We start from the raw sequence: 12,200 nt of genomic DNA, 5'->3' as shown, positions 1-12,200 counted from the left end.
TATTCCTCATTGACTAAAGTTGCCTAATCTTACTTGAGCTGAAAATAAATTACCGTGAAGCTTGTCACACTTTGCAGAATTTCCCTTTTTCAACTTAAAGTGCGGTCGATTTTAGGGTAGAATTGGCTTCATCATTTTTCCTTTCTGATTGAATATTTCTAATGAAACAAATTTTTCTTGAATTACGTCACTTGCGCACCTTGATTGCGTTGAAAAATACGGGATCGCTTTCGCAAGCGGCGCAGCACGTTTATCTCACTCAATCTGCGCTTTCGCATCAATTAAAAGCCTTAGAAGAACAATATGGTTTGCCGTTGTTTGAGCGAAAAAGCAACCCATTACGTTTTACCGCGGCAGGCGAGCGTTTAATTCAGCTGGCGAATGATATTTTGCCTAAAGTGATCGAGGCGGAGCGTGATTTATCTCGCGTTCGTGATGGTGATGCAGGGCAGTTGCGCATTGCGGTGGAATGTCATACCTGCTTTGATTGGTTAATGCCAGCGATGGATAATTTCCGCCAACATTGGCCTTTGGTCGAGCTGGATATTGTGTCGGGGTTCCATACTGACACGATTGGTTTGTTGCTCACGGATCGCGCTGATTGGGCGATTGTTTCTGAAGTGGAAGAAACCGATAGCATTATCCATAAACCGTTATTTTCTTATGAAATGGTGGGGCTTTGCGCCAAAGATCATCCATTGGCAGCCAAAGAAGTGTGGGAGGCCGAGGATTTTGCCAATGAAACTTGGATTACCTACCCTGTGCCAGATGATATGTTGGATTTATTGCGTAAAGTCTTAAAACCCGCTGGGGTGAATCCTGAACGCCGCACCAGTGAACTCACCATTGCGATTATTCAGTTGGTTGCCAGCAAACGTGGTGTCGCGGCATTGCCATTTTGGGCGGCTCAGCCTTATTTGGAGCGTGGCTATGTGGTGGCACGCAAGATCACGCATAAAGGCTTGCAAAGTAATTTATATTGCGCATTCCGTGAAGAAGATGCGCAGCGTGCTTATATGGATGATTTCTATGAAACGGTAAAATCCCAGAGTTTTTCAACCTTGCCGGGTTTATCTGTGTTGGAGTTATAACTTGGCAACGAAACAACAGATTTTGGCTGCCGCCAAAGCTGCCTTTCCTTATTCTGCGCCAATGATTTCAGGTTTTTTATTCTTAGGGATCTCTTATGGCGTGTATATGAAAGCGCTTGGTTTTGATGTTTGGTATCCCTTTTTTGCCGCCTTATTGATTTATGCTGGCTCAGTAGAATTTATCATTGCTGCCTCGCTTGTTGCCCCTTTTGCGCCGATTACTACCTTATTAGTGTGTTTAATGGTGAGTGTTCGCCAAATATTTTATGGCATTTCTATGCTCGAAAAATATGGCGCACATACAGGAAAAAAACGCTGGTATTTAATTGCTTCGCTGGTGGATGAAGCCTTCTCGCTCAATTATATGGCGAAAATTCCACCGCACTTAGATAAAGGCTGGTATTACTTTTGGGTGAGTTTATTTCTACAAATTTACTGGGTTATTGGCGCGGTGATTGGCAATTTATTTGGTAATATTTTGCCATTTAGCTTGCAAGGCGTGGAATTTGCGATGACAGCGTTGTTCATCATTATCTTCGCAGAAAACTGGATGAAAGAAAAATCCCACGAAAGCTCACTAATTGGCTTGATGATTGCCTTGTTTTTCTTAATTACCGTAGGCAAAGAAAACTTTCTTGTGCCGACCCTGTTTGCCATTTGGGCAGTATTAACCTTACGCCGCCCTAAATTAGCCAGCAAACTAGAACGCATTGAAAGCGCAATAAACACAAAAACGCAGACCGAGGGTGGGCAAAATGACATTAAGTGAACAAATTATTACTATCGCCATGGGCGTGATTGGTGTCCATTTTTGTCGAATTGTGCCCTTTTGGCTATTTCCCGCTAACCGCCCAATTCCTGAATATATTCGCTATCTCGGCAAAGTTCTGCCCGCAGCAATGTTCGGGATGTTGGTGATTTATGTGTATAAAAATGTGGATCTGCTGCAAGGTTATCACGGTTTGCCTGATTTTATCGCAGGAGCGGTAACGTTATTTTTGCATTTATGGAAAAAGAATATGTTTCTGTCTATGGTGGTGGGCACACTTTTATATATGTTTTTAGTGCAGCAGGTTTTTGTATAAATTTGAACAAAATTGACCGCACTTTTATGGCTATTACAGTATAAAATCACGCTATAAAGATCACGCAAAAAAGATCACGAGGAAAAAATGAATGATTTAGTGTATTCAACGGAATTAGGCAGAATTAAGCCAACGGAACAGAAACCGCAACGCCCTAAAGGCGATGGTATTATTCGCATTCAAAAACAAACTAGCGGGCGTAAAGGCGCTGGCGTGAGTTTAATCACGGGGTTGGATTTAGAAGATGCGGAACTAAAAAAACTGGCGGTGGAGCTGAAAAAACGCTGTGGTTGTGGCGGCTCGGTTAAAGCGGGTAATATTGAAATTCAAGGCGAAAAACGTGATTTGTTAAAACAATTATTAGAACAAAAAGGCTATACGGTAAAACTAGCTGGCGGCTAATTGCAGGGACGTGGATGCGAGTATAGTGAATGCGAATATAAAGAGCTAGCAAGTTTAGTCGTGTGAGCAATCGTGATAAATTAGAAAAAGAAAAACCGCACTAAAAGTGCGGTCAATTTTTGCAAAGTTTTTAGTGGTTATAACCTAACAGCATTGCGCCCACGAAAGCGAGCAGTGCTAGCACTAAAAACAAGCTATTGGGTTGCGAGATTTTTTTGCTGAAATATTTGGCAGCGAAAATAGTATAAATCACTAAAAGGACGATTTTGCCGATGAGCCAAGGCGCAAGCCCTAAACCGAATACGAAAATCATCAGCACGCCGCTCACAAGCAATAGGGTATCAGACAAGTGCGGTAAAATTTTTAACAGTTTTATCGCGCGCCAATCTTTTCCGAGAAGTTGAAATCCCCCACGAATAAGCAATAAGGCGAGACTTAAAAATGCACTTACAACGTGCAGTGAAACTAAATTAGACATCTTTATTCTTTCCAAACGATATGATATTCACGATCTTCTTCACGATGAGAGATTAAGAATTTAGCAAAAACATCGTCCATTTCATCTTGATCATTCACTAAACCGATCCAAACTTCTGCATATTCTTCTGGATCAATTAATACGCCGATTTCTTCATCCCAATTGTCGGCGGTTTCCACAAATTCTACCGCGCCACGCTCTTCAAATTGCAAATTGAAAAGCATAATATCCGCAGGATCTAGGTTTTCAGGCGCCATTTCTAGGAAAATATCATAGGCGATATCAATGGCAGCATCGGGATCTAGTTTTGTTATTGTTGTCATTTGCTACTCCGCAAGTAATTGTGAAAGCAGTTGCGCAATGCTGTCTTCATCATTGTTGCCAATAACGCGTTTAGCTTGCGCTTTTACTTCTTCTTCAGCATTGCCCATTGCCACACCTAACCCCACGGCAGTGAGCATACTAATGTCGTTATGATTATCGCCAAAGGCAATGACATTTTCGGGGGCAATATGCCACATTTGCAATAATTCTAGCAATTTCGTGCCTTTGCTGTTGCCACTTTTGGCACAGTCAACACGATCCACCCAAGACCATTCACAGCTAAATTCAGAAACAGGCAATTCTGCGACCGCACTTTCCATATTTTGGCGATTAGGTGAGCTGATGACAAATTTCCAAATGGTTTCTTTAGGATCGTGAATAATATCTGAGAAATCAGCCACTTGGCGCACATCTGGGCGAACAGATTCATCACAGCTATTTGCCCATTGGGTAAATTTTTGCATATGGGGATTGAGCTTGATGAAATTCATCGCATCACGGCTATACATCAATAAATCAATGTCGTATTTTTCTGCCACCTTTAGCATTTGCTCACAAGCCGCACGGCTTAACGGATTGGCAGATTGCACTTCATTAGTGGCGGGGTGATAGATATAGGTGCCATTACAACAAATGATTGGCGTATCTAGCCCGAGCTCTGCGTAATAAGGTTTCATTGCGGTGTGATGACGACCAGAAACCAGCACCACTTTAACGCCCTTTTCTTGGGCCTGTTTCAGTGCTTTTTTATTGGCGGCTAAAATCGCTCCTTGTGAATTGAGCAAAGTTCCGTCTAAATCAAACGCGATTACTTGATATGCCATAATTTTTCCTTATTCTGCAGGGAACATAAATGGGTTCAAACCACTGCGGCTGAATTCTTTTTCTTCCATTTCAATATCCAAGAAAAGGCTGGCGAGATCATCAGCAACGGGTTCTACGTGCGGATCTTTTTCTTGATAAACCACTTTCAAATAGCTATGGCATTCGCCACAACTTTCCGCTCTCACCGAGGAATTGTTGTCATCAATTGACCAATAATCCAATTCTTTGGCATGTCCACAATTTGAGCATTGGGCGCGAACCATATTCCATTCGGTTTCACATAATGAGCAGTGTAAATAGCGCAAACCTTGGCTTGTGCCAAATTGAATAACGCTTGCCACTGGTGCTGAGCCGCAAACTGGGCAGAAATGCAAATCTTCTGCACTTTCCATTTGTGCGCCACGTGGTAATTGGTGTGCAAGCTGTATCCAATAAAGCGAAAGTGCCGCCCAAATAAAGACTGCTTTGTCACTGGCGACATTGGCATAATTTTGCGCTAATAATTGCGTTGCCAGCTGTTCTAATTCATCGCTAGCGGCTTTTTCTAGCCAGTCAATGGTTGCTTGCATCTGTTCATTGGCGTTTGGTTTTATTTCCGCTAAAAGTGCGGTCAAATATTCGCGCCATTTTCCATCACGTTGCCAAGTTTTCACATCAAGAGGGCGAATATCGTTAAACTGCGTTTCTTTTTGTGTTAATGGGCTTTCAGCCAATGCGATTAACTGTGCATCAGCCAGATTGGCGGCAAAATTCAGATAATCCGCAAAGGGATGATTTTTCGCTAGTTCACGCAAACGCTTAGCACGGCGTTCATATAAGTTTTTCGGATTGGCGAAAAGCAAAGCGGGGCTTTGAAATGAATTTGCGATTTGTTTAATTTCATTTTCAGGAAGGATACGAATTGCCATATTATTCTCTCAATATAGAGTAAAAAGTGCGATCAATTTTACGCTAATTTTCGCTCTAGCGCATTAACCAATTTTAATTCAGCAGGGAAGTGTTTTCGCGTGAAAAAAATGCGGCCAATTTTGACCGCACTTTAACATTGATAACATCAGAAAATTAGATTTCTGATTTCGCTGCTGCTTTTTTGTTCTCAGCGATTTCTTTTTCCAATTTAGGCAGCACTTCTTCATTGAACCATTTCGGATGGTGCTTTTTCGCCCAGCGAACGGTTACCCAGCCTTCCACCATTCCGCGGATTGAGCCTTTGACCCAAAATGCCATATAAATATGCACAAGGATACCAGTGAATAAAGCGAATGCACTGGTTGCGTGCAACAGAATGGCAATACGCAATGTGGTGATGCTGAAATAGCCGCTGAAGTATTTGCGCCACATGATTAAACCTGTGACAAGCAAGGTGACCATAGCAAGAATTAATGTCCAGAAGAGCATTTTCTGACCAAGGTTATATTTGCCATTGTAGGCAACGCTGTGTTCGTTGCCTTTTAATACTTCGACAATGCCTTTCGCCCAACGGATATCATTTTTCTCGGGAACATTATGATGTGCGTAGATAAACGCCATAATAATGAACGCGATGAACATGATGATCCCCGTGAATGGGTGAATGGCACGCGCTAATTGCGGTGTACCTAAAATTTCATGTAACCATGCAAAATCAGGGAAGAAGAATGCCACCCCTGTGAACATTGTCATAAAGAAGGCGATAACAAGAAACCAATGGCTCACACGCGCAACATATTTGTGGCGAGTGATGCGAGTATCTTGTGTGATTTCAGTGAGTTTGGGTTGTTTACTCATGATTCGCTCCTTTTTGACTGCGAGCCTCAGGTTCTTTTTCTTCAGTTATAAATGCAGCGCTATGGTCTTCAACATCTTCTTCTTCGTTTGCACCTACTGCAACATAGTGTGCGATTTCAGCTAATGCCAAACCGCCCATTGCAACAGCAGCAACTGGTTTCAAGACGTCTTTCCATAATGTGACTGTCACATCGATGCTTGGATCTTTTGGTAAACCTGAATATAGCTCTGGTTTATCCGCGTGGTGTAACACATACATAACGTGCGTACCGCCGACACCCTCAGGGTTATAAATGCCTGCGTTTTCATAGCCACGTTTTTTCAGTTCTGCAACACGGGTTTCGCCGTAGTGTAGCATTTCTTCTTTCGAGCCGAAACGAATTGCACCTGTTGGACAGGTTTTCACACAAGCTGGTTCTTGTCCTACATTAACGCGATCAACACAAAGGGTGCATTTATATACGCGGTTGTCTTCATCATTCATGCGTGGAACATTGAATGGACAGCCTGCGATACAATAACCGCAGCCGATACATTTATCAGACTGGAAGTCTACAATGCCGTTTGCATATTGAATAATCGCGCCTGGTACAGGGCAAGATTTCAAGCAGCCTGGCTCTGCACAGTGCATACAACCGTCTTTACGAATTAACCATTCTAAACGATCATTTTCTTCCACTTCATTGAACTTCATGACAGTCCATTGTTTTGGATTAAGATCGATAGGGTTGTCGTAAATACCCAAGCATTCTCCTTGCGGTGCACGCAGGTCATTCCATTCAGAACAACCTACTTGACACGCTTTACAACCGATACAAGTGGTGACATCAATCAACTTAGCCACTTCCACCACATGCTCACGGGCTTGTGGTGGCGGCGTTAAGCCAGAGGTCGCCGAACGTTTAATAATGTTTTGTTCTTGTACAGACATTATAGCGCCTCCGTTGTTTTCTCAATGTTCACTAAGAACGTTTTGTATTCAGGGGTTTGGGTGTTGGCATCACCGACACGGCTAGTTAATGTATTCACAAGGAAGCTTTTACGCCCTACTGTGGTGAAACCACCGTGTAATGGAATGCCGACTGTATGTACACGTTTGCCGTTAACATCTAAAGATTTTATACGTTTAGTAACAACGGCTTTCGCTCTAATATAACCACGTTTAGAGGTGATTTTGACTACATCGCCTTTCGCAATACCTTTTTTAGCGGCTAACTCTTCACTAATTTCAATAAATGGCTCTGGCTGAGCAATCATATTAAGATCAGATTGTTTAGTCCACCAGTGGAAATGCTCAGTTAAACGATAAGTCGATGCGACATAAGGGAATTCCTCAGAAGTACCAAAACTTGCTTTATCCGATTCAAGGATACGCGTTACTGGGTTTGACACCACATTCGGATGAAGTGGGTTCGTGCCAATTGGCGTTTCAATCGGTTCATAATGCTCTGGGAATGGACCTTCTACCATTTTATCTAACGCGAATAAACGGCTTACACCTTCGTTGTTCATAATGAACGGAGTGACGTCACTATTTGGTGGCGCAGTACCGAAGTCTGCCACATCAACATAGTTCCAGTTTTTACCATTCCATTTGACAAGTTGGCGTTTTGGATTCCATGGTTTGCCCGATAAATCAGCAGATGCACGGTTATAAATAATACGGCGGTTAAGTGGCCATGCGAATGCCCAACCTAATGTATTACCTAAACCTGATGGATCTGAATTATCACGGTTTTCCATTTGGTTACCTTTCGGCGTCCATTGACCTGTATAAATCCAGCAACCTGCTGAAGTTGTACCGTCATCACGCAATTGTGCGAAGCTTGAAATCAAATCGCCTTTTTTCACAATCACATTGCCATTGGCATCTTTCACATCGTCAAGTGCATAGCCATTGACTTCTTTTGCAACTTCATCAGCTTTTGGTTCAAGTGGATTTGCATAGTTCCAATTCATCGCTTCAAGCGTATCTAATGAAACCCCACCTTCTTTGTGATAAAGTTCGATCATTTCTGCACGAATTTCAGATAAAATATCTACATCTGGTTTCGCTTCTTTTGGTGCTTCAGCCGCTTTCCAGTGCCATTGTAACCAACGACCTGAGTTAGCAATTGAGCCTTCTTCTTCAGCAAAGCAGACGGTTGGTAAACGGAATACCTCTGTTTGAATATCAGCAGGATTTACATCGTTATATTCGCCGTGTTTTTGCCAGAATTCTGAAGTATCTGTCACCAATGGATCGCAGACGATTAAGAATTTCAATTTGCGTAATGCGCTTGAAATTTTATTTTTATCTGGATAAGACGCTAATGGGTTATAACCTTGACAGATATAGCCATTGACTTTGCCTTGATCCATTAAATCAACGTATTGTAGATGATCCAGTTTTTTCGGGAACTGTTTCGGTAAGAAATGGTATCCCCATTCATTGTCTTTTGTTGCATTCTCGCCATAGAACGTTTTAAGCATACTCACCATAAATTTTGGTGTGTTTTGCCAGTAGTTTACTTGGTTTTCTACGAGAGTTTTTGGCGTAATACGATTTAAGAATGCTTCTAAGGTTGTGTCATTTTCAGTTGGTAACGAAATATAACCTGGCAACATAGACGGGAATAGCCCCATATCTGTTGTACCCTGTACATTCGAGTGCCCACGCAATGCGTTTACACCGCCACCAGACATACCGATATTACCTAAAAGCAATTGAATCATCGCCATAGTACGGATATTTTGCGCACCAACAGTATGTTGTGTCCAACCTAATGCATACAAGAATGTTGTCGTACGTTCAGGGGTTGCAGTAGATGCAACAGTTTCAGCAAATTCTAAGAAGTCTGCTTGTTTAGTACCACAAATACGTTCAACCATTTCTGGTGTATAACGTTCAACGTGTTTTTTCAAAAGATTAATCACACAACGCGGATCTTGAAGCGTTAAATCACGTTTAGGTTGACCATTTTCGTCTAATTGATACGACCATGTTGATTTGTCGTATTGACGTTTTTCAGCATCATAACCCGTGAATAAACCATCTTCAAAACCAAAGCCTTCATGAATTAAGAAGCTTGCGTTTGTATAATGTTTAACGTATTCGTGTTGAATTTTATCGTTATCAAGTAAATATTTAATCACCCCTGATAGGAAAGTGATATCTGTACCTGAACGAATAGGAGAATAGAAATCAGCAACAGCTGCAGTACGGTTAAAACGTGGATCAACCACCATTAACTTCGCACCGTTTTGTTTTTTCGCTTCGATTGCCCAGCGGAAACCAACAGGGTGAGCTTCAGCGGCATTACCGCCCATTACCACCACAACATCCGCATTTTTAATGTCAACCCAGTGATTTGTCATGGCACCGCGACCAAATGATGGAGCAAGACTTGCTACCGTTGGTCCGTGTCAGGTACTCGCTTGGTTGTCCATGACAAGTAAACCTAAAGCACGCGCCCATTTTTGGGTAACCAATGCTGTTTCGTTACTTGCCGCAGAAGCAGTCAATAAACCTGTTGTAATCCAGCGATTAACTGGTGTGCCCGCATCATTAACGGTTTGGAAGTTTGCATCGCGGTCATCTTTTAATAATTTAGCAATTCTTGAAATTGCATCATGCCAACTAATGCGTTCCCATTTATCTGAACCTGGCGCACGATATTCTGGATATTGTAAGCGGTGAGGACTGTTAACAAAATCTAAAACCCCCGCGCCTTTCGGGCATAATGCACCGCGACTTACTGGGTGATCTGGGTCGCCCTCAACGTGGATGAGTTTTCTTTTTGAATTCATTGCGCCGTCGCCCATGCTGTACATCAGCATTCCACAACCTACGGCACAATATGTGCAGGATTGACGTGTTTCTTTTGCACGTAATAATTTGTATTCGCGTGGCGCCGCCAATGCTTCAGTAGGCATCAAGCCTAATGCAGCAACTGATGTGCCAGCCATCCCACCTGCACAGACCTTAAAGAACTTACGTCTTGTGATCTGCATAGATAATCCTTATTCCAACTGGAAAAGTAAGTAACAATTTTCTTCTATATTAAAAATAGAGTAGAACTCAATCAAAAGTGCGCCCACATTAGAGCCCACCTAGATTAGTTGGACATAGAATAGCTGTTTTCGGCGGATAAATCCATAACCAATCTTGTGGATTTAAAGAAAAAGTTTGATCTGTGTCACACTTTTTGCAGTTTGTTGTTACAAATTTTTAACAAATAGGAAATATTCTTATCTACATTGAAATTAATATTCTTTACTTAAATTGACGAAAAGTATTTTACATTGCAAGGCAAGATAATAATTTTTACAATGACCCACCATCACAGCATTTACAGCCAAAACTCACAGCAAAAGGACCGCACTTTGAGCCAATATATTACTTCCCCCGTGGTATTTTTTAAAAAATCAGCCACGCCAACACACCAAAGCAAAACCGAAACATTAGCTGTCGAAACCCCTGTCGCCCTTGTTTATAACGGCATCTCGCACACGGTGATGATGTGCACCCCCGCAGACTTAGAAGATTTCGCTATGGGCTTTTCCTTAACCGAAGGCATTATTGACAAGCCTAATGATATTTACGGCATAGATATAGTGGAAAGTTGTCAGGGCATTGAAGTGCAAATTGAGCTTGCCACACGCTGTTTTGTACGCCTAAAAGCATTGCGCCGAACGCTTACAGGCAGAACAGGCTGCGGAATTTGCGGTTCAGAACAACTTGAACAAGTCACCAAAAAATTACCAAAAATTGACCGCACTTTGCAGTTCGATTTACAGCGATTAGATGATTGTTTGTGCAAAATTGATAACGCCCAAAAATTGGGTAAAGAAACAGGTTCCACCCACGCCGCCGCATTTTTTGATCTCAACGGGGAATTATTGGCGATCCGCGAAGATGTCGGGCGACACGTGGCATTAGACAAGTTACTTGGCTGGCACGCCAAAGCAAATCATCCCCAAGGTTTTGTGCTAGTCACCAGCCGAGCCAGCTATGAAATGGTGCAAAAAGTTGCAAGCTGCGGAATAGAAATGCTGGCTGCCATTTCCGCTGGCACTGAGCTAGCAGTGAAAATGGCACAAGACACCGATTTAACCCTAATTGGCTTCGCCCGAGAAGGACGCGCCACCATTTACCACGGCGAACACCGCTTAATTTTTAGCTAAAAGTGCGGTCGGAATTTGATGAGTTTTTTGAATAGTACAGCAGATTATAGACCCACTGAGAATGAAATTTTTAAATACATAAACTGTGAGTTTTTAAATAGATTAGGAAAATAAAATGAGTGAAAATAAAAAAGAAGTTCTTACCAAAGAAAAAAAGATTCGATGTGTATTATTGAAAGAGAATTTATTTATTTCTGACTATCAAAGACCTTATAAATGGACGATGAAAAATATTACTCAACTATTAAATGATCTTTATGCTAATTTTGAAGGTGGTAAAAAAGTTTATCGTATCGGTACTGTCGTTATCCATCGTAACAATAGCAATCATAATAATGATGATAGTCAGAATACATTGGAAATTGTAGATGGACAACAGCGGTTAATTAGCTTGTGTTTAATTGTATATTTATTGACTGGGGATGATTCTTTTTCATTATTAAAGTGCAATCTTCATCACAGTATCAGTGAAGATAATCTTAAAGAAAATAGAAGAGCGGTAGAACAATTTATTCAAGATAGAGTAAAAGATAAAAAAGAATTTTCTGACTATATTTTAGATACTTGTGAATTTGTTTATATTCAACTAACAACGATTGATGAAGCCTTCCAATTTTTTGATTCTCAAAATGCGAGAGGAAAATCACTTGAACCCTATGATCTGCTCAAGGCTTATCATTTAAGAGAATTAGAAGCAGATGAAAAAACGATTTATGAATGTGTGGAAAATTGGGAAAAAGCAGTCGATGTAGAAATTGGTAACTTAGCACAAGTGATTAATAGCATATTATTTCGATTACGCCGATGGTATAAATATCAAAGTGCAGAGTCTTTTACCGTTAAGGAATTAGACACCTTTAAAGGAACAAATGCTAAGAATAATTATCCTTATATTAATCAACAACTAGCAAATTATAATTTAGGGGCTGACGTAGATTAGGTACTATGCTAATCTACAAAAATGAAGATAACTCATTGTAAACTAAAGAAATCTATACAGAGAAAATTACTTGAATTTTTTGTGCTAGAAGTCACGGCTCGCTCAGCTGCAGATTTACTTGG

13 protein-coding genes and 1 pseudogene are annotated in these 12,200 nt (G+C 41.3%); 7 read left to right on the top strand and 7 right to left on the bottom strand.

Annotated elements, in window-relative coordinates:
- The first annotated feature begins 161 nt into the window (after nucleotides 1-161).
- The 4 genes from C8D76_RS07440 (at nucleotide 162) to yciH (ending at nucleotide 2,578) form a co-directional block, all read left to right on the top strand.
- A complete protein-coding gene (locus tag C8D76_RS07440) occupies nucleotides 162-1,091 on the top strand; it encodes a LysR family transcriptional regulator (protein ID WP_116632161.1) in 930 nt (309 codons plus the stop codon).
- Between the two features lie 61 nt (nucleotides 1,092-1,152).
- A complete protein-coding gene (locus C8D76_RS07435; protein ID WP_116632191.1) occupies nucleotides 1,153-1,860 on the top strand; it encodes an AzlC family ABC transporter permease in 708 nt (235 codons plus the stop codon).
- Complete coding sequence (locus C8D76_RS07430; protein ID WP_116632160.1) at nucleotides 1,847-2,176, top strand: branched-chain amino acid transporter permease; 330 nt, start codon at nucleotides 1,847-1,849, stop codon at nucleotides 2,174-2,176. Before C8D76_RS07435 ends, C8D76_RS07430 begins: the two co-directional genes overlap by 14 nt.
- Nucleotides 2,177-2,263: 87 nt before the next feature.
- Nucleotides 2,264-2,578 carry a stress response translation initiation inhibitor YciH gene (gene yciH, locus C8D76_RS07425; protein WP_116632159.1) on the top strand — a complete coding sequence of 105 codons (315 nt, stop codon included), beginning with the start codon at nucleotides 2,264-2,266 and terminating at the stop codon, nucleotides 2,576-2,578.
- Nucleotides 2,579-2,708: 130 nt separating this feature from the next.
- On the opposite strand, the gene C8D76_RS07420 is transcribed toward yciH, so the two are convergent.
- From C8D76_RS07420 to fdnG, 7 genes are all read right to left on the bottom strand, one after another.
- Entirely contained in the window at nucleotides 2,709-3,056 is a 348-nt protein-coding gene (locus tag C8D76_RS07420; protein WP_116632158.1) for a SirB2 family protein, read from the bottom strand.
- A 2-nt stretch (nucleotides 3,057-3,058) separates the two neighbouring features.
- Nucleotides 3,059-3,379: an HI1450 family dsDNA-mimic protein gene (locus tag C8D76_RS07415; protein ID WP_116632157.1), complete on the bottom strand. Its 321-nt coding sequence runs from the start codon at nucleotides 3,377-3,379 to the stop codon at nucleotides 3,059-3,061.
- A gap of 3 nt (nucleotides 3,380-3,382) precedes the next feature.
- Nucleotides 3,383-4,204: a pyridoxal phosphatase gene (locus tag C8D76_RS07410; protein WP_116632156.1), complete on the bottom strand. Its 822-nt coding sequence runs from the start codon at nucleotides 4,202-4,204 to the stop codon at nucleotides 3,383-3,385.
- Between the two features lie 9 nt (nucleotides 4,205-4,213).
- The gene (fdhE, locus tag C8D76_RS07405; protein ID WP_116632155.1) at nucleotides 4,214-5,113 is read right to left on the bottom strand and encodes a formate dehydrogenase accessory protein FdhE; all 900 of its coding nucleotides are present in this window, start codon (nucleotides 5,111-5,113) and stop codon (nucleotides 4,214-4,216) included.
- A 154-nt stretch (nucleotides 5,114-5,267) separates the two neighbouring features.
- Nucleotides 5,268-5,972: a formate dehydrogenase subunit gamma gene (locus C8D76_RS07400; RefSeq protein WP_116632154.1), complete on the bottom strand. Its 705-nt coding sequence runs from the start codon at nucleotides 5,970-5,972 to the stop codon at nucleotides 5,268-5,270.
- On the bottom strand, nucleotides 5,965-6,906 hold the full coding sequence (gene fdxH / locus C8D76_RS07395) for a formate dehydrogenase subunit beta (protein WP_116632153.1): 942 nt from the start codon (nucleotides 6,904-6,906) through the stop codon (nucleotides 5,965-5,967). Before fdxH ends, C8D76_RS07400 begins: the two co-directional genes overlap by 8 nt.
- Nucleotides 6,903-9,965, bottom strand: a complete 3,063-nt coding sequence (fdnG, locus tag C8D76_RS07390; protein WP_165814356.1) for a formate dehydrogenase-N subunit alpha — start codon at nucleotides 9,963-9,965, stop codon at nucleotides 6,903-6,905. Before fdnG ends, fdxH begins: the two co-directional genes overlap by 4 nt.
- Nucleotides 9,966-10,349: 384 nt before the next feature.
- On the opposite strand from fdnG, the gene fdhD reads away from it, so the two are divergent.
- The 3 genes and pseudogenes from fdhD to C8D76_RS07370 form a co-directional block, all read left to right on the top strand.
- Nucleotides 10,350-11,138, top strand: a complete 789-nt coding sequence (fdhD, locus tag C8D76_RS07380; protein WP_243405831.1) for a formate dehydrogenase accessory sulfurtransferase FdhD — start codon at nucleotides 10,350-10,352, stop codon at nucleotides 11,136-11,138.
- A gap of 115 nt (nucleotides 11,139-11,253) precedes the next feature.
- Nucleotides 11,254-12,078 carry a DUF262 domain-containing protein gene (locus C8D76_RS07375; RefSeq protein ID WP_116632149.1) on the top strand — a complete coding sequence of 275 codons (825 nt, stop codon included), beginning with the start codon at nucleotides 11,254-11,256 and terminating at the stop codon, nucleotides 12,076-12,078.
- A gap of 21 nt (nucleotides 12,079-12,099) precedes the next feature.
- Nucleotides 12,100-12,200: pseudogene (locus C8D76_RS07370) on the top strand (IS1595 family transposase); the annotation flags it as partial.

Origin of the sequence: Alitibacter langaaensis DSM 22999, from assembly GCF_003096995.1 — a bacterium.
GTDB lineage: Bacteria > Pseudomonadota > Gammaproteobacteria > Enterobacterales > Pasteurellaceae > Exercitatus > Exercitatus langaaensis.
This window is presented reverse-complemented; position numbering and strand designations above follow the sequence as displayed.

Bases quoted from the DNA above. Each gene is read 5' to 3' on its own strand.
- C8D76_RS07440 (WP_116632161.1), top strand. From the start codon at position 162: ATGAAACAAATTTTTCTTGAATTACGTCACTTGCGCACCTTGATTGCG.
- C8D76_RS07435 (WP_116632191.1), top strand. From the start codon at position 1,153: ATGATTTCAGGTTTTTTATTCTTAGGGATCTCTTATGGCGTGTATATG.
- C8D76_RS07430 (WP_116632160.1), top strand. From the start codon at position 1,847: ATGACATTAAGTGAACAAATTATTACTATCGCCATGGGCGTGATTGGT.
- yciH (WP_116632159.1), top strand. From the start codon at position 2,264: ATGAATGATTTAGTGTATTCAACGGAATTAGGCAGAATTAAGCCAACG.
- C8D76_RS07420 (WP_116632158.1), bottom strand. From the start codon at position 3,056: ATGTCTAATTTAGTTTCACTGCACGTTGTAAGTGCATTTTTAAGTCTC.
- C8D76_RS07415 (WP_116632157.1), bottom strand. From the start codon at position 3,379: ATGACAACAATAACAAAACTAGATCCCGATGCTGCCATTGATATCGCC.
- C8D76_RS07410 (WP_116632156.1), bottom strand. From the start codon at position 4,204: ATGGCATATCAAGTAATCGCGTTTGATTTAGACGGAACTTTGCTCAAT.
- fdhE (WP_116632155.1), bottom strand. From the start codon at position 5,113: ATGGCAATTCGTATCCTTCCTGAAAATGAAATTAAACAAATCGCAAAT.
- C8D76_RS07400 (WP_116632154.1), bottom strand. From the start codon at position 5,972: ATGAGTAAACAACCCAAACTCACTGAAATCACACAAGATACTCGCATC.
- C8D76_RS07375 (WP_116632149.1), top strand. From the start codon at position 11,254: ATGAGTGAAAATAAAAAAGAAGTTCTTACCAAAGAAAAAAAGATTCGA.